This window comes from Micromonospora ureilytica, assembly GCF_015751765.1.
Classification (GTDB): domain Bacteria; phylum Actinomycetota; class Actinomycetes; order Mycobacteriales; family Micromonosporaceae; genus Micromonospora; species Micromonospora ureilytica.
On the sequence record NZ_JADOTX010000001.1, the window covers coordinates 1,381,753 to 1,399,279 of the forward strand.

The 17,527-nt window shown below is 68.5% G+C and carries 14 protein-coding genes; 9 read left to right on the forward strand and 5 right to left on the reverse strand.

Translation table 11 applies throughout. The annotated features are described in order from the left end of the window. Positions 1–10 precede the first annotated feature (10 nt). From IW248_RS06025 to IW248_RS06050, 6 genes are all read left to right on the forward strand, one after another. Positions 11–1,351: an ABC transporter substrate-binding protein gene (locus IW248_RS06025; protein WP_196926045.1), complete on the forward strand. Its 1,341-nt coding sequence runs from the start codon at positions 11–13 to the stop codon at positions 1,349–1,351. A gap of 78 nt (positions 1,352–1,429) precedes the next feature. Continuing rightward, positions 1,430–2,371, forward strand: a complete 942-nt coding sequence (locus IW248_RS06030; RefSeq protein WP_196926046.1) for a carbohydrate ABC transporter permease — start codon at positions 1,430–1,432, stop codon at positions 2,369–2,371. After that, a complete protein-coding gene (locus IW248_RS06035; RefSeq protein ID WP_196926047.1) occupies positions 2,371–3,255 on the forward strand; it encodes a carbohydrate ABC transporter permease in 885 nt (294 codons plus the stop codon). The genes IW248_RS06030 and IW248_RS06035 overlap by 1 nt, the downstream gene beginning before the upstream one ends. A gap of 90 nt (positions 3,256–3,345) precedes the next feature. Then, positions 3,346–5,073, forward strand: a complete 1,728-nt coding sequence (locus IW248_RS06040) for an IlvD/Edd family dehydratase (protein ID WP_196926048.1) — start codon at positions 3,346–3,348, stop codon at positions 5,071–5,073. A 112-nt stretch (positions 5,074–5,185) separates the two neighbouring features. Next, positions 5,186–6,196, forward strand: coding sequence for a LacI family DNA-binding transcriptional regulator (locus IW248_RS06045; RefSeq protein WP_196930060.1), 1,011 nt, complete (start codon positions 5,186–5,188; stop codon positions 6,194–6,196). Between the two features lie 105 nt (positions 6,197–6,301). Continuing rightward, entirely contained in the window at positions 6,302–7,594 is a 1,293-nt protein-coding gene (locus IW248_RS06050; RefSeq protein WP_196926049.1) for a phosphodiester glycosidase family protein, read from the forward strand. A 78-nt stretch (positions 7,595–7,672) separates the two neighbouring features. Here the strand turns inward: IW248_RS06050 and IW248_RS06055 are convergent, their stop codons facing one another. Both IW248_RS06055 and IW248_RS06060 read right to left on the reverse strand, forming a co-directional pair. Then, entirely contained in the window at positions 7,673–9,370 is a 1,698-nt protein-coding gene (locus IW248_RS06055; protein WP_196926050.1) for a cellulose binding domain-containing protein, read from the reverse strand. A 179-nt stretch (positions 9,371–9,549) separates the two neighbouring features. Next, entirely contained in the window at positions 9,550–10,485 is a 936-nt protein-coding gene (locus IW248_RS06060) for a hypothetical protein (protein ID WP_196926051.1), read from the reverse strand. Between the two features lie 200 nt (positions 10,486–10,685). Here IW248_RS06060 and IW248_RS06065 point away from each other — a divergent pair, with 200 nt between their 5' ends. After that, positions 10,686–11,504 (forward strand): SAM-dependent methyltransferase, encoded by an 819-nt coding sequence (locus IW248_RS06065; protein WP_196926052.1) that lies wholly within the window; start codon positions 10,686–10,688, stop codon positions 11,502–11,504. A gap of 5 nt (positions 11,505–11,509) precedes the next feature. Here the strand turns inward: IW248_RS06065 and IW248_RS06070 are convergent, their stop codons facing one another. Next, on the reverse strand, positions 11,510–12,025 hold the full coding sequence (locus IW248_RS06070) for a MarR family winged helix-turn-helix transcriptional regulator (protein ID WP_196926053.1): 516 nt from the start codon (positions 12,023–12,025) through the stop codon (positions 11,510–11,512). A gap of 144 nt (positions 12,026–12,169) precedes the next feature. Between IW248_RS06070 and IW248_RS06075 the strand changes: the two genes are divergently transcribed. Beyond that, the gene (locus IW248_RS06075) at positions 12,170–14,449 is read left to right on the forward strand and encodes an LLM class flavin-dependent oxidoreductase (RefSeq protein WP_196926054.1); all 2,280 of its coding nucleotides are present in this window, start codon (positions 12,170–12,172) and stop codon (positions 14,447–14,449) included. Here the strand turns inward: IW248_RS06075 and IW248_RS06080 are convergent. Further along, positions 14,446–15,156, reverse strand: coding sequence for a DNA alkylation repair protein (locus tag IW248_RS06080; protein WP_196926055.1), 711 nt, complete (start codon positions 15,154–15,156; stop codon positions 14,446–14,448). The genes IW248_RS06075 and IW248_RS06080 overlap by 4 nt on opposite strands. A gap of 841 nt (positions 15,157–15,997) precedes the next feature. On the opposite strand from IW248_RS06080, the gene cutA reads away from it, so the two are divergent. Further along, complete coding sequence (gene cutA, locus IW248_RS06085) at positions 15,998–16,270, forward strand: divalent-cation tolerance protein CutA (RefSeq protein ID WP_231396802.1); 273 nt, start codon at positions 15,998–16,000, stop codon at positions 16,268–16,270. On the opposite strand, the gene IW248_RS06090 is transcribed toward cutA, so the two are convergent. After that, a complete protein-coding gene (locus tag IW248_RS06090) occupies positions 16,245–17,441 on the reverse strand; it encodes a helix-turn-helix domain-containing protein (protein WP_504739300.1) in 1,197 nt (398 codons plus the stop codon). The genes cutA and IW248_RS06090 overlap by 26 nt on opposite strands. Positions 17,442–17,527 lie beyond the last annotated feature (86 nt).

A 17,527-nucleotide genomic window follows, 5' to 3' on the forward strand; every position in this document is an offset into this window, starting at 1 on the left:
AACCATCTCAATGAAGAGAAGACGGATACTCGCCACGGTAGCCATGCTCGCGGCGGGGAGCGGCCTCGTCGCCTGCTCCTCGGACGACGGCGGCAGTGACGCGAGCAATTGCACGAACACCATCACCAAGCAGAACGTGCCGGTCGTGACGATGTGGGGCTGGTACCCCAACACCCAGCTCGTGGTCGACAACTTCAACAAGCAGCACGACGACGTGCAGGTCTGCTGGACCAACGTCGGCCAGGGCGGCGACGAGTACGACAAGTTCCAGACCGCCATCTCGGCGGGCACCGGCGCGCCTGACGTGATCATGGTCGAGGCGGACCGGATCCCGACCTTCCAGATCCAGGGCGCGCTGGTCGACATCAAGCAGTACGGCTTCGACGCGGTCAAGGCCAACTACAGCGAGGGCGCCTGGAAGGACGTGTCGGTCGGCGACCAGGTCTACGGCGTACCTGTCGACGGCGGCCCGGTGGCGATGATCTACCGGAAGGACATCTTCGACAAGTACAAGATCACGCCGCCGAAGACCTGGGCCGAGTACGAGCAGGCCGCGCAGAAGGTGAAGGACGCCGGCGGCCCGCTGTTCGGGGACCTCGGCGCGAACGTCCCGGCGCTCACCATGGCATTGCAGATCCAGAAGGGCGCCTCGCCCTTCACCCATGACCCGGCGCAGCCGAAGGCGATCGGCGTGAAGCTCAACGACCAGGCGTCCAAGGACGTCCTGGACTACTGGGGCGGCCTCGCCAAGAAGGGCCTGGTCGGTACGCAGAACCAGTTCACCCCGGAGTACATCTCCGGCGTGATCAACGGCAACTACGCGACGTACATCTCGGCGGCGTGGGCGCCCGGCTACCTCACCGGCGCGGGTGTCGGTAAGGGTCAGGACACCGGCAAGTTCGCGGTCGCGCCGCTGCCGCAGTGGGATCCGGCCAACCCGGTGCAGGTGAACTGGGGTGGGTCGGCCTTCTCGGTGACCAAGCAGGCGAAGAAGCCGGAACTGGCCGCGAAGGTCGCCTACGGGCTCTACGCCGACAAGGAGTCGCTCACCGACGGCTGGACCAACCAGATCATCTTCCCGCTGAACCTCACGGCGCTCAAGGACCCGGCGCTCGTCGACCTGAAGGTGGCGTTCTTCAACGGTCAGCAGGCGAACAAGGAGGTCTACCTTCCCGCCGCCGACGCCTACAAGGGCGTCGCGTACGCCCCGTTCGGCCAGTACTACCTCGACGCCATGGAGAAGCAGGTCAGCGAGATCATCAAGGGCTCCGTCACCGGTTCGCAGGCTGCCGACCGGCTCCAGGAGGACGTGGCGAAGTACGCCAAGGAACAAGGTTTCACAGTTCAGTGACCGGATGGGTGGGCCGCGCCGGCACTGGGCGGCCGGCCCACCCTCCACCCCTCAGCGTCCACGTCCCGGAGACCAAAGATGACATCCCTGACCGAGAAGCGCGCACCGCGTACTCAGCCTGAGACGCGCAAGATCCGTGGCAAGGTGCACCTCCGCGAACACCTGATGGGGTGGCTCTTCGTCGGGCCATTCGGGGTGGTGTTCCTGGCGTTCCTCATCGCGCCGCTGGCGTACGCGTTGTACCTCAGTCTCTTCCAGAAGAAGCTGATCGGCGGCACCAGCTTCGTTCTCTTCGACAACTACGTGAAGGCGTTCACCGACCCGAGCTTCCTGTCCGGTGCGTGGTTCGTCATCCGCTTCTCACTCGTCTCGATCCCGCTGCAGATCATCATCGCGCTCGCGTTGGCCCTCATCCTGGACTCGGTCACCACAGTGTTCGCCCGCTTCTCCCGCCTCATGATCTTTCTTCCGTACGCGATCCCGACCGTCATCGGGGCCGTGATGTGGGGGTTCCTCTACAGCAGGGGCTTCGGCCCGCTCACCGACATCTTCGGGCTGTTCGGCGCCACCGCACCCGACTTCCTGGGCAGCGACCTGATCTTCTACGGGCTGCTCAACGTCGTCACCTGGCAGTGGGCCGGCTACTACATGATCATCCTGTACGCGGCGTTGCAGGGCGTCGACCCGACGCTCTACGAGGCGGCCCGGATGGACGGCGCCGGGCGTTGGCAGATCGCGACGCGGATCAAGATCCCGCTGATCGCGCCCGCCCTGATCCTGATCCTGGTCTTCTCGCTCATCGGCACCCTGCAGTTCTTCAACGAACCGCAGATTTTGCGATACCTCGCCGCGGGCACCATCGGCTCGGACTTCACCCCGAACATGTACGCGTACCAGCAGGCGTTTTCGCTGGCCAACTTCAACTACGGGTCCGCGATCTCCTTCGCCCTCGGCGGGATCGTGTTCATCTGCGTGTACGCCTTCCTGTTCTTCACCCGCAAGCGGAGGAGCTTCCTCTGATGACCGACCACAGCAGCGTCCGCGCAGGCGCCCGCCGACCGCAGCGCTATCTCCCTCTGCAGATCCTCCTCGGCTTCCTGGTGATCTATTTCCTCGTACCGTTCTGGTGGGTCATCGTCAACAGCTCCAAGGACGCGCCGGGCCTGTTCGGCGGCGGCAACACCCTCTGGTTCACCGACCAGATCGACTACCTCGGTAACCTCCGGCAGCTCTTCACCTACGACGGTGGCATCTACCTCCGGTGGATCCTCAACTCCACGTTGTACGCCATCGCCGGCGGAATCGGCGCCACGATCCTGGCGGTCATGGCCGGCTACGGGTTCGCCAAGTACCGGTTCGCCGCCCGACGCTTCAGCTTCGCCGTCGTGCTCGGCGCGCTGATGGTGCCCGCCACCGCCCTGGTCATCCCGACCTTCATCATGTTCTCCCGGCTCGGCCTGACGAACACGGTCTGGGCGGTGATCCTCCCGTCGCTGCTCAACCCGTTCGGCGTCTACCTGATGCACGTGTACGCGCGCGACGCGGTGCCCGACGAACTCCTGGACGCGGCGCGGGTCGACGGCGCGGGAGAGATACGGACGTTCATCCAGATCGCCCTTCCGCTGATGCGTCCCGCGGTGGTCACCGTGCTGCTGCTGTCGGCCGTGGCGTCCTGGAACAACTACTTCCTGCCGCTGGCCATGCTCTCCGACAACCGGCTCTTCCCCGTCACCGTCGGCCTCGGCCTCTGGCAGGGGATCGCGTCCGCGAACAACTCGGGCGGCACGTCGCTGTGGAGCCTCATCATCCTGGGCTCCCTGGTGTCCGTGATCCCACTGATCATCGCGTTCTTCAGCCTCCAACGACACTGGCGCGGCGGCCTGTCCGTCGGAGGTCTCCGGTAGGCCGCACCGGCGCTACCAGCCGATTCACCAGACGGGCATTGATCGCTGCCGCGCAGGACGCGGCCGGACGGATGACAGAGAGGTGTGCTGATGTCGACGACGAATCGACCGTTGCGCAGCGGGCAGTGGTTCGGTGCGGAAGGCCGCAACGGGTTCATCCATCGATCCTGGATGCGCAACCAGGGGTTCGCGGACGACGTCTTCGACGGTCGCCCGGTGATCGGCATCGCCACCACCTGGTCGGAGCTGACACCCTGCAACGCCCACCTGCGCGACCTGGCCGAGTCGGTGAAGCGGGGCGTGTGGGAGAGCGGGGGCCTGCCGCTGGAGTTCCCGGCGATGAGCCTGGGTGAGCCGCTGATGCGACCCACGACCATGCTCTACCGCAACCTGCTGGCGATGGAGCTGGAGGAGTCCGTCCGCGCCAATCCGCTGGACGGGGTGGTCCTGCTCTCCGGCTGTGACAAGACGACGCCCGGCCTGCTGATGGGAGCGGCGAGCGTCGACCTGCCGACCCTGATGATGACCGGTGGCCCGATGCTCAACGGCAAGTTCCGCGGGCAGGACATCGGCTCGGGCACTGTCGTCTGGCGTTTCACCGAGGAGATGCGGGCCGGTCGGATGACCGCCGCCGACTGCTCCGAGGCGGAGGTCGGCATGTCCCGCAGCCGGGGTCACTGCATGACAATGGGTACGGCATCCACGATGGCCTGCGTCACCGAGGCCCTGGGCGTGCAGCTGCCGGGGGCGGCCGCCGTGCCGGCTGTCGACTCCCGGCGGTACGCGCTGGCGCACGCCGCCGGACGTCGGATCGTCGCCATGGTCGAACAGGACCAACGGTTGTCCTCGGTGCTCACCAGGCAGGCGTTCGAGAACGCCGTCCGGGTGAACGCCGCGATCGGCGGTTCCACAAACGCTGTCGTACACCTGCTCGCGATCGCGGGCCGCCTCGGCGTCCCCCTGTCGCTGGAGGACTTCGACATCCTCACCGCCGACGTGCCCATGCTCGTCAACCTCATGCCGTCGGGGAAGTACCTGATGGAGGACTTCGCCTACGCGGGCGGTCTTCCGGCGGTGATGAAGGAACTCGCCCCGCTGCTGCACATGGACCACGTCACGGTCAGCGGCAGGAGCGTGGCGGACAACGTCGACGGCGCCCAGTGCTGGAACCGGGACGTCATCGGCACCATGGAGGAGCCGTTCCAGCCCGCCGGCTCGGGCACCGTGGTGCTGCGCGGGTCGCTCGCGCCGTCCGGGGCGGTGTTGAAGGTCTCCGCTGCCTCCGCCCACCTCCTCGCGCACACCGGCCCGGCGCTCGTCTTCGACCGCATCGAGGACTACGTCGTCGCCGCCGACGACCCGGACCTCGACGTCACCCCCGAAACGGTGATCGTCGTGCGCAACGCCGGACCACGGGGCTACCCCGGCTTCCCGGAGGTGGGCAACGTGCCCATGCCACAGCGGCTGCTCGCCGACGGCATCACGGACATGGTGCGGATCTCCGACGCTCGGATGAGCGGCACCGGCTACGGCACCTGCATCCTGCACGTGGCGCCGGAGGCTTCCGTGGGCGGCCCGCTCGCGCTGGTCCGCACCGGTGACCTGGTCACCGTCGATGTCCCGACGCGCCGCCTGGATCTCCTGGTCGACGACGCGGAACTCGCCCAACGCCGCGCCGCCTGGCAGCCTCCGAAGCCGGTGGCCGACCGTGGTTGGGTACGGCTGTACAGCGAGCACGTCCTGCAGGCCGACAGCGGCGCGGACCTCGACTTCCTCGTCGGTGGCAGCGGCAGCGCGGTGCCCCGTCACTCACACTGACGGTCACGTTCGGACGACGCCCACGAGGAACTGATCCCATGGAAGAACGGACGGCCCGCCAGTGCGAGTTCACGCAAAGGTCGCTGTGACAGCGGCCGACCGGCCACCGGTCATGGCCGACGTCGCTCGCCTGGCGGGCGTGTCACACCAGACGGTGTCCCGGGTCATCAACGGGGCGCCCAGCATCAGGCGCGAGACGCGGGAGCGGGTCCTCGAGGCCATCCGACGACTCGACTACCGCCCCAACACGGCCGCCCGCGCGTTGGTCCGCGGGCGGTCCGGGATGATCGGCATCATCGGCACGGCCAGGACGCTGTTCGGTCCGACGAGCATCCATCGCAGCGTCGAGGACGCCGCCCGCGCGGCCGGCTACTTCGCCACGTCGGTGAGCCTCTCCGAGGTGACGGTACGGGCGCTCAGCGACGCCACCGAACACCTCATGCGCGTCGGCGTGGAGGGCGTCGTGATGATCGCCGGTAACGACGAGGCTCTCGAGGTGGTGCGGATGACGCGCTCGGGTGTCCCCTTCGTCGTCGTGGAGGGCGACCTGTCCAGGGCCAGCGTGACCGTCGGCGTCGACCAGGTGCTCGGCGCCCGGATGGCCACCGAGCACCTCCTCGACCTCGGACATCGGGAGATCGTGCATGTGAGCGGCCCGCTCAACTGGGCGGAGGCCCGTGCTCGTCTGGAGGGTTGGCGTCAGGCGATGAGTGCGGCGGGCCTACGCCCGCCGGAGCCGGTCGAGGGCGACTGGAGGGCGCACAGCGGCTACGTCGCCGGGCTGCGGGTCGGTGCGATGCACAGGGCCACAGCGGTGTTCGCCGCCAACGACCAGATGGCCATCGGCGTGCTGCGCGCGCTGCACGAACGCGGGCGGCGGGTGCCACAGGACGTCTCGGTCGTCGGATTCGACGACGTCCCCGAGGCGCCCTACCTCATTCCGCCGTTGACGACGATCCAGCAGGATTTCGACGCGGTCGGTCGACGGGCCATCACGGCCGTCACCCAGGCCATCGACGACACGGTGCCGCAGCGCCTGCCACTTGTCATCCCCAAGCTCGTGGTGCGGCAGAGCACGGCGCCGCCGACGTCAACCAGCGACGTCTTCTCCGGCGCCGGCTGATCCCGCACCCGCCGGGCGAATGGCCTATAAGTCCTTTCACCGAAATTCGACTAGCTGTCAGGTTCTGTCCGATGCGTGCTTCTCTTCGCTCGCAACGCTCAGGACATGACTGTTTCCACTCCTGGCCTGTCCGGATTACGCCGCGCCGGTGCGCTAGCTGCCGCCACGCTGGCCGCGGTGGCGCTCGGTGTCGTTCCGGGTGCCCGCGCCGACGCCGCCAGTGGCACCCTGCCGATCGGCGACGCCGACCTGACGGAGATCACCACCAGCCGGGTCCTGGCCGACGGCGTGACACTGACGCACATCGTGCGCGGAACCGAGCCCGCGCAGCCCGACCAGATCAACACCACCAGCCGCGGCCCGTGGGTGGTCAACGTGCTCACCATCGACCCGCGTCGGGCCCGCGGGCACCTGAAGGCGACGTACGGCACGAACCTCGGCCAGGTCGAGAAGACCACCGATCTCGTTCGCGACTCCGGTGCCCTGGCGGGCGTCAACGCCTCGTTCTTCACCTTCACCGCCAGCCCGCTCTACCCCGGTGACCCGGTGGGCCTGGGCCTGTACGGCGGGAAACTGCTCAGTGAGCCCACCATCGAGCCCGGCGAGGTCAACTTCGTCGTCGACGCCAACAACAATCGCGCACTCACCGGCAAGCTCACCTGGTCGGGCAGCGCACGGAACCGGCGGACCCATACCGTCCTGCCGCTGGAGTTCATCAACCACCCACCGGTCGTCCCGGCCGGCTGTACCGCAGTGGTCGACCAGAGCGTGTGCACCGAGCCGGGCGACGTTGTCCAGTTCACCCCCGAGTTCGACTCGGCCACTCCGGCGGGCGTCGGCGTGGAGGTCGTCCTCAATCGCCTCGGCTGCGTGGTGCGGACCGCGACGACCCGCGGCACCACCCTCGCCGTGGGCCAGACCTCGCTGCAGGCCACCGGACGGGACGCCGGCGCTCTGCTCGCGGTGGCCGGCCGGGGATGCCTGGACCTGACCTCGACGTTGACCGACCAGCGGGGGCGCAAGCTCGGTCTGCGGCCCGGACTGTTCGGCGTGAACGGCCGGTACCCGTTGACGGCGAACGGCCGGATCGTCGTGCCCGACGGCGGCTCCGACAGCTTCTTCGCCCGCAACCCTCGGACCATCGCCGGCACCACTCGGGACGGGAAGGTCGTGCTCGCGACCATCGACGGTCGCCAGACCACAAGCGTCGGCACCACCCTGGACGAGACTGCCGCCGTCGCCCAGGCACTCGGCATGTCCGACGCGGTCAACCTCGACGGCGGCGGCTCCACCGCCATGGCCGCTCAGGGCGCGCTCGTCAACCACCCCAGCGGGGCCGAGCGGGCTGTCGGCGACGCGCTCGTCTACGTCGAAGGCCGCTACCACGGCGGGAACTGACAGCGCTGGCAAGCGGGTGCCCCAGCGCGTGGCTGGGGCACCCGCGACGTCGGCCGTGCCTGAGTCCGAGCAGGGTTCTCAGAGGGTGAACACGAGGGTGGAGATGCTGCGTGCGCCGACGTTGATGGTGGCCTGACCGCCGTTCACGCTTGTCGGCTGGCTTGCCGCGTTGGCGTTCTGCGAAGTGAGGTAGTGCTCGGCCCGGCTGACGTTCTGCGGGGCCTGGATCACGGCGTTGTTGACCGCGCTGTTCGAGCGATTGAGGATCACCAGGGTGATCTTCCCGTCCCCCTGGTAGGCGGTCACCTCCAGCGGTGAGGCCTTCGAGCTCTTGGTCAGGGCGACCCGCTGATAACCGGGGCGGACGTACTTCGCGTACTGCGAGAAGGCGTACCCGCGCTTGAGCGGGGCGCCTGCCACGGTGCCGAACGCCGACTCGCCGTCACCGATGAAGGAGTAGTAACGCTTGCCGTACCACCAGATGTAGGCGTTCCAGTTGGCCTCCATCGACTTGTGCACGGTGCGCATGATGTCGTCGAGGGTCTCGTTCCAGACCGCCGCGTTTGCGGGGTTGCCCCAGATGTTGGAGCCGCCGCCGTCGGCGGCGTGCAGGTTCCATTCAGTCATCCACACCGGCTTGTTGTACTGCTGGGCAAGGGAGTACGGGCGCAGCCGGCCCGACTCCTCGGTGCCGTACAGGTGCCCGCCGATGTAGCCGATGTTGTTGCGGGCGGTCGAGTCGTTGAGGGTCGGATCGGTGAAGTTGTAGTTGAGGTTCACCGCCTCGGCGACCATCAGCTTGGTGTTCTGCACCTTGGTGCCCTGGTCGCGGACGAAGGTGCGTAGCTCGGTGCCGCTCCAGTCCATCGAGTCGTAGTCCGGGTGCCAGTCGGGCTCGTTCTGCACCGAGGTGACGTCGATGGGTACGCCCTGGCCACGCATGTACTGCACGTAGCTGTTCAGGTGGTTGGCGTAGTCGTCGTAGTAGTCGGTCTTCAGCTTGCCGCCGTTGACCCGGCTGTTGTTGGTCTTCCACGCCGCCGGCGCGGTCCACGGCGAGGCGAGGATCTTCACGTTAGACCCGTACGACTTCGCCGTCTTCAGCGAGTTCACGTGCGTCGCCCACTCGCTGGACTCCGGCGAGAGGCCGGTCCGCACGATGGACAGCCCCAACTGGTTGGCACCCATCCCGACCAGCGTCTGGGTGTCCGTCGTCGACCAGGCGCTACCCCAGATGGACTGCGCTGCCCCGAACCCGTCGACGGTCTGGTATTTGGTCGCGCTGTTCACCGTGATGTCCGCCGGCCCGGTCGATGGCGGGTCCGTTGGCGGGTCGGTTGGCGGATCCGTCGGCTCGGTGCCACCGGTGCAGCTCACCCCGTTCAGAACGAAGGTGGTCGGAGCGGGGTTGCTGCCGGTCCACGAGCCGTTGAAACCGAACGAGACCGTCCCGTTGGTCGGGATGGCCCCGTTGTAGCTGACGTTCTTGGCGGTGACGGCGGTGCCGCTCTGGGTCAGCGTGGTGTTCCAGGCCTGCGTGACGGTCTGTCCGGCGCTGTAGTTCCAAGCCAATGTCCAACTCGTCACCGCGTCACCGAGATTGGTGATGGTGACGCTGGCGCCGAAGCCTCCCTGCCACTGCGACGACACGCTGTAGTTCACCCCGCAGCCGGCGGCCGCGGCCCCCGCCGGCATCGCCATGGCGACCGCCGCAGATGCCAGCAGGACGGTGCCGGCCGACACCAGGGCGGTGTTCGTCACTCTTCTTCGTCTCATGAAACTCCTCCTGAACTGGTGGTGGTGGTGTCCACGGCTCGGGAGGGCTCGTCTGCGGCGAGTTTCAGTGATGGTGTGGGAGGTGGATAAATTGGGAGCGCTCCCAGGTGCCCGGTTCCAGAAAGCTAATTCGTATAACGAATCCTGTCAATGCGTTCGGCCCGTAGCCAGTGCTGCCGTCACCGGCCGCAGGTGCCGCACTGTCGGCGAGTGCGCAGGTGGTAGTCGGTGGACCCGACGAGCAGACCCAACCCCATGACGAGGTACGCCGACATCGCCACCCACAGGAACGCGTCGGAGAACTCGCTGTGCGAGCCCGACGACACCTGCACCATCCCCATGCCGAAGTAGGCCACGATGCCCGCGCCGAGTCCGAAGCCGGGCACCAGCAGCAGCGGACGAGGAATCATGCGGCCGGCGAGCAGCGGCACCCACCCCGGCCAGACCACACCCCAGTGGTGCACCAGCGCCAACGGCAACAGCACTCCGGCCAGCACCAGGCCGATCTCCAACCCGAGCAGGGTGGCGCTCTGGTCGACGCGGTCGAACCCCACCACGAACTGGGCCGCGAAGCGGGTCACGAGACCGCCCACCGCTGCCCACGCGGCCCAGCGTGCCCACCGCGCGGGCGCCGCGCGTCGCGCACCCGGTCGGACCGTCCGGCAGCAGTCCGGGCAGTCGCCGCGGGTGCGCCGCTGATAGCGGGCGGTGGCCAGAGCGAGCAGGACCGCTCCGGTGACACAACCGAGCCGGCTCGCGAACGCCAGTGGGTCGAAGAACGGGCCGACGGTGAGCAGCAGGAAACCCACCAGCTCCGGCAGCAGGATCGCCGCCGCCGCGACGAGGGCCCCGGCGACCGTCCAGGCGATCCCCGCGAGCGCCGGCCGCCAGGTCGCCACCCGGTCCAGGGCAACCGCCAGCACGCCGCTGGCCGCGCACAACGCCACCGACCACCAGCCGGTGAAGCCGAGCAGGTCCAGCCCGAGCCGCCCGAACTGCGGAGCCTCGCCGACCGTCCACGCCAGACGCACGCCCCCGTATGCCACGGCCCAGCCGAGCACTGCGTACGTCAGGCCGTGGACGGTCCCACCGACGATCGGTGTCGATGTCGTCATGCACCGATCCTGCCGGCGCCCCCGCGGTGGGCGGACCCCGCTGACAGGGGACGTCACTCCCTCGCGGGAGGGACGTGACCGGTGTGGTGCGGATCCTCGGCCTTCTATACCGTGGCACGGTCACGGGCGGTCACTTCCTCGACTGGGCCGTCCCGCGACGACGTCGCGTACGCGTTCGACATGGGGGGTCCGTTGTGACCATGGAATCGCCGACGACCGGCCAACCCGAGGCCGGCGTGCAGCAGAAGATCGACACGTCGGTGCCGCATTCGGCGCGGATCTGGAACTACTGGCTCGGTGGCAAGGACAACTTCGCTGTCGACCGCGAGGCCGGGGACCAGTACCGGCAGGTCTTCCCCGGCGTCGTCGACGTGGCCCGGGCCTCCCGGCAGTTCCTGGTCCGCTCGATCATGTTCCTCGCTGCCGAGGCGGGCATCCGGCAGTTCCTCGACGTCGGCACCGGGCTGCCGACCGCCAACAACACCCACGAGGTGGCGCAGCGGATCGCGCCGGACGCCCGGATCGTCTACGTCGACAGCGACCCGCTGGTGCTGGTGCACGCTCGGGCGTTGCTGGTCGGCACTGCCGAGGGCAGGACCGCCTACATCGACGGCGATCTGCACGACCCGGCTGCGGTGATCGCCGAGGCCGGCAAGACGCTCGACTTCGCGCAGCCGATCGGTCTCATCCTCAGTGGCGTCATGGGCCACGTGCCCGACTACGAGACGGCCCGTTCGATCACGCGGCAGCTGGTGGCGGCGCTGCCGAACGGCAGTTACCTCGCACTGAACGACGGCACGAGCCTGATCAGCGCCGAGATTCAGCAGGCACAGGACGACTACAACGACAGCGGGGCTACTCCGTACACTCTGCGCTCGCCCGACGAGATCGCCGGCTTCTTCGACGGCCTGGAGCTGGTCGAGCCCGGGGTTGTGCCGTGCCCGCAGTGGCGACCCGACGGGGCGGTCGACACGCCTGTCGACATCGACGCCTTCGGCGGGGTGGGCCGCAAGCGCTGACGCTGTCAGTCGGACGGCGGAAGGACGCTCTGCACCGCCACGCAGGGGTCTGTGGCGGGGGCGGCGGCGTGGATCGCCTCGGCGGCGCGGTCGGCGAGGTCGCGAAAGACCTCGCGCTGCTCCTCGGGTAGCCCGCCCAGCACGTGGTCCTCGGCGTGGGCGACCCGCCGCTCGGCCTCGGCGAGTGTCTGACGTCCGCGTTCGGTGGCCACGATCCGTCGGGCGCGCCGGTCCTGGGGATCACGCTGACGCTCGATGAGGCCGGCGTTCTCCAGGTCGTCGATGACGTACGTCAGAACGCTGCGGTCGATGGCCAGGCGGGCGGCCAGGGCACCCTGCGTGGGCACCTCCTCATGCACGACGACGGCCAGGATGTGGTAGCCCCGACTGCCGTGCGGCAGGTCCCGCAGTAGCTCCTCGACGTGCTCGTGCCAGCGGCGCAGCACCATGCCCAGAGACCAGCCGAAGTTCGAGCCGCGCTTGCGGTCGGCCGGCAGCTCGCAGGGATCGGTCACGGACATGTCCCGATGCTAGTGGCCGGCGCGTTGATCATCATCCGACATCGCGGCAGCCCAGGAATGATTGGCGGCGAAGATAGGTTGTCCAACAAACGATAGGCACAGAACATGATAGGTTGATCAAACGATTGCGTGGATGGTGAAGCAATGTTGGACTACGGGCACGAACTCCGGTTTGGGTCGTTCCTGACACCCAGCGTGCACGACCCGGATCAGGTGGTGGCGCTCGCCGAGCTGACCGAGGCGGCGGGGCTGGACCTGGTCACCTTCCAGGACCACCCGTACAACCCGGAGTTCCTCGACACCTGGACCCTGCTGAGTTGGGTCGCCGCCCGCACACAGCGACTCCGGATCTCCGGGAACGTCCTCAGCCTGCCGCTGCGACCGCCGGCCGTGCTGGCCCGGGCCGCCGCGAGCCTGGACCGGTTGTCGCACGGCCGGTTCGAACTCGGCCTCGGCGCTGGCGCGTTCTGGGACGGGATCGAGGGCATGGGGGCGCGTCGGCTGACCGCTGGGCAGGGAGTCGCGGCCCTGCGGGAGGCTATCGACGTCCTGCGCGGCGTCTGGGACGACACCGCCGACGGACCGCTGCGGCTGGACGGGGAGTACTACCCCGTACCCGGCATGCAGCGCGGCCCGAAGCCGGCACATGACATCGACATCTGGCTCGGCGCGTACCAGCCGAAGATGCTGGCCCTGACCGGCCAGAAGGCCAACGGCTGGCTGCCGACGCTGGAATACCTGCGATCTCCGGACCGGGTGACCGCCAACCGGCTCATCGACGAGGCGGCCATCGCCGCGGGCCGCGAGCCCCGGGAGATCCGACGGCTGCTCAACCTGTTCACTGTCGACGTCTCGTCGCGTAGCCGCGGCTTCCTCCAGGGGCCTGCCGAGCAGTGGGTCGACCAGCTCCTTCCGCTGGTCCTCGAGGAGGGGTTCAGCACCTTCCTGATCGGGCGCGACGACCCACGCCTCATCCAGACCCTCGGGCAGGAGATCGCCCCCGCGCTGCGGGAGGCGGTCGCCAAGGAGCGCACCGGGGGTGAGGTCGGCACCGGGCCGGTCCGCACGAGCGTCGCGCTGGCCGAGCGGCAGCCGGGCCTCGACTACGACGCGCTGCCCACGTCGCTGGCCACCAGGTCCGTCGAGCCCGGTGATCCGGAGTACGAGCGCGTGCGCCACACCTACAGCTGGCACGGATCGCCGGCAGTGGTGATCCGTCCGCAGAACGCCGCCGAGGTGGTCGACGCCGTGTCGTACGCCCGGACGCAGAACGTCCCGCTGTCGGTGCGCAGCGGCGGGCACGGCATCAGCGGCCGGTCGACGAACAACGGGGGAGTGGTCATCGACATGTCGAGGATGAACAAGGTCGAGCTGCTGGACCGGACGACCCGCCGGGTACGGCTGGAGCCGGGGGCCCGGTGGGGTGCCGTGGCCCAGGCGCTCGCCCCGTACGGCCTGGCCATGAGCTCGGGTGATTACGGGGACGTGGGCGTCGGTGGTCTCGCCACCACCGCCGGCATCGGATATCTGGCGCGCAAGCACGGCCTGACCATCGACCACGTCGTCGCCGCCGAGATCGTCACCGCGGATGGCCGCCTGCTCCGCGTCGACGACGAGCACCACCCCGACCTGTTCTGGGCCATCCGGGGCGCCGGTGGGAACTTCGGTGTGGTCACCGCATTAGAGCTGGAGGCGTACGAGGTCGACAACGTCGTCTACGCCCAGCTCGTCGCGGACGCGACCGACACCGCCCAACTACTGAGCCGGTGGGGCCAGCTCGTCGAGGATGCGCCACGGGAGCTGACGAGCTTCCTCTCCCTCTTTCCCGCTCGCCGTGGCAGCCCACCGGCCGCCCAGGTCACGCTCGTCTACGCCGGCGACGACGTCGAGGCGGCGCAGTCCGCCCTGAGCCCGTTCCTGGAGATCGGGCCGATCCTCGATCAGCAGGCGCAGCTCGTGCCGTACCCGGCGATCGTCGTGCCGGCCGGCAATCAGCATCGGGGGCAGGGGCTGCGCGACACCCGCAGCGGCCTGTTGCACCACGTCACGCCGCATGCCGCCGATCTGATGGAGAACATGATCCATTCTGGCGACGTGATGATCATGCAGTTGCGGTCCGTCGGCGGGGCGGTCAACGACGTCGCCCGCGACGCGACCGCGTACCCGCACCGGGAGCAGAACTTCTCGGTGCTCGCCGCCACGGTCCCGGACCGCAGACCACACCTCGACAAGCTCTGGGCCGAGCTGTACGTGCACCTCGACGGCCTGTATCTCAGCTTCGAGAGCGACACCGATCCGGCTCGACTGCTGGATGCCTGGCCCGAGCCCACCCTTGGCCGACTGCGCGCCATCAAGGCCACGTACGACCCGGACAACGTCTTCAACCGGAACTTCCCGATCCCGCCGGCAGAGCCGGTCGTCTAGAGGGCGCCGGACAGGTAGTCGCGGCGACGCTGCGGTTCGAACTTCTCGATCGCGTACCGCAGCATGACCCGTGGCATGACCCGATAGCGGCGGGCGAGGAACTCCTCCTCCGCCGCCCTGTCCCGGTTGCCCACCTCGCGCAGCATCCAGCCCACCGCCTTCCGGACGAGGTCGTGCGGGTCGTGCAGGAGACGGTCGCCGAGTCGGAAGGTCCACTCGAAGTCCCCGGCCTTGACGAAGGCGAAGGTCGCCATGACGGCGATGCGCCGATCCCACACGAGACTCGACTCGGCCAACCGATCGAGGACACTCCGGTCCTTGTCCATCAGCCAGGGGCCGACGATGTACGGCGCGGACGAGTCCACAAGGTCCCAGTTGTTGATGCGGCTGGTGTTGGCCAGGACGGTGTCGAAGATATGAGCCCGTTCCGGCTCGTCGCCCTTGGTGAACTTTCGTACCAGAATGAGCAGCGAGGTCAGCCTCTCCTCGTGCGCGCCGTCGGTGAGCAGCCTCGTCGTCTCGGCGAGCGAGAGGTCGCGCCAGTACCGGGCGGCCACCTTGCGCTGGTCGGGCACGGAGACACCGAGAGCCATGTCGCCCTCGCCGTACCCGCCGGGAACCATCTGCAGGAACCGGCCCGACGCCTCGGCTCGACGTGGATCGGCGAGGCTGGCGAGGTCCCGACGCACGTCAACGCTGGTGGCCATGACGGTCCACGCTACCGATGGTCGAGCAGGGTGTCTTCGTCCGTTCCGGGCTAGTCCCGAGCGGGTGCGGTGCTCGGCTTGCGATTCATATCCTCACCACGCCGGTGATCCTCCATGTGCGCCTTGAGCGCGGCCTGCCAGGCGGCTTGCCCCGCCTCATCGGCCGGACCACCGGACCAGCGGTGCGACCAATCGGAATGGTGTAACCCCTGATCACCGCGGTGGATAGAGCCCACGGTGTACGGTCAGCGCGTCCAGCCGACGAACCGCTCCCACAACTCACCTGCTGTCGAGCCCGACAGTTCAGCGTTTGCCACCGGATACAAGGCACCGCAGTACATGGCCAAGCCGATCCGGTCTCGGCCGTATGCCTCGGCGAGACGCACCCGCGCGGGGTCGCACGGCCAAGCCTGCTCGCAAGTGTCGCAGTCCCACTGAGGCCGGCGTGGCGTGTGCTGACCGCCGAGCCGACGGTCGAGGGCAGCGACTGCCTGCCGACCTCGGTCGCGTTCGGCATCCAGTGCCGCCCGAATGGTGGTCGGGAGCGGAAGCATCATCGGTGGGGCACCCTCCGTCAGTGGCTGAGGGGCGCCCGGTCAGGTCCGGCACGGACGCCCCCGCCCTTCGGCGGAACGGCGGTAGTGGTCGTACACATCGCACGGGTTCGGATGTTCACCACCGCCGTCCCGTGGCTGGGACGTTACGGGTGATCAGCGGTGGTCAGACGGGTGTAGCTGTCCGCCGACTGTCCGTACCTGTCCGCGGACACCCGCCCCGTTAGCCTGTGCCGGTGAGCGACTACGTGCAGGTGTCAACAGCCACGCCGACCCGCGATGCGGCGATGACGCTGGCCGGAGGGGCAACAGCGGCCCGCCTGGCGGCGGGCGCGCAGGTGGCCGGGCCGGTGGCGTCCGTGTTCTGGCACCTCGGCGAGCAGGGCACAAGCGAAGAGTGGCAGCTGCTGCTGTACACCACGACCGACCGGTACCCGCAATTGGAGGCGTATCTGATCGACGCCCACCCGTGGGACAACCCGCAGGTCGCCGCCGTGCCAATCGTTCGCGGCTCGACCGCCTACCTGGCGTGGATCACACGGACAGTCGAGGGCGAGTAGACATCTCGGCGGCCAAGGATCGAAGCTCAGCCACGCATTGCATCCCGGCATGGGGCTCAATCCGGTTGAGGAATGAGTTCAGGCGTTGCGCTGGGCGCACCGACCCAACCCCACCTGCGAGCCGGACTGCGGCAGCAGCGGTGGCGCACGCGTGCTCAACCTCGTTGGCGTCGAGGTAGGCGTCTGCCAGCCACGACAGGTAGAGGGCTTTGTCGCGGGAGTAAGTGTCATCGAACCGGGCGAGGGCGTGTTCCAGCACGGGGATGGCGCGCATCGGCCGGCGCAGGACTGTCCAACACCGCCCGGTCATGATCTCGCCTTCCGCCTGGTCTACCCAGTACACCCAGTCGGGTTCGGGTCGGTCGTCGTGCTCGCTGAGACACGTGGTGCCAAGCGCGAGCTGCTGGTCCGCCGCAGCTGCGTTGCCCCCGACGGCGTACGCCCAGGCGGCCCGCAGGTGCAGCAACGCCCTAACAGTTGGGGTGGCGGCTGCGGCGGCCTCGCACCCGGCCGTGGCGGTATCGGAGGCGGGCTGGCCGAGGGCCAGCTGTTGGTAGGCGAGGAACGCGTACGCGTTACCGGCGAGGGCGTACTCGTTTGCGTCGCGGGCGGCGGAGAGACTAGTCCGGTACAACCGTTCTGCGTCGGCGTGCCGGCCGGCGTCGAATGCCGCCCATCCGGCGAGCTGAGTTTGCTCGGCGAGGACGGTCAGGAGTTGCCGGCCGACGGGTTCGCTGTAAGAGCCGTCGTGGATGAGCCGGGTGGTGGCGTCGGCTTCGGCGGTGTAGAGGTGGTGGGTGTCGGCACCGCCGAGGAAGTTGTCGAGGCGGCGAAGTCGGGCCGTGCGCTCGGCGAGCCGTCTGGCAGTGCCGGTTCCGACGTGCCGGCCGTGGCCGAGCAGTGTGTGCGGTAGGGCGGCGGCGAGTCCGGCGGCGGCCACGAATTCGCGGCGGCGGATGGTGGGCTGAGCGGCGAGGGAGACGAGTTCACCGGCGGCGTTGAGCGCGTCGTCGATGCGCTGCGCGACTTGGGCGGTGGGCGTTTTCATGCCGGTCTCCAACTCGTGCAGGTACGTCTTACCGTGGTAGGTGATCTTGGCGAGGTTGCGCAGGGAGATGTGCTGCGCGTCGCGAAGTTGTCGCATCCGCTCGGCGAACGACGGGTCAGTCACGGCGTGCCTGCCTTCGGGATAGAGGACCCGTTTGGCGGCCTGCTGGCTACCCAGGCGGACCTCCACCTGGCACGCTACTCCGGGCA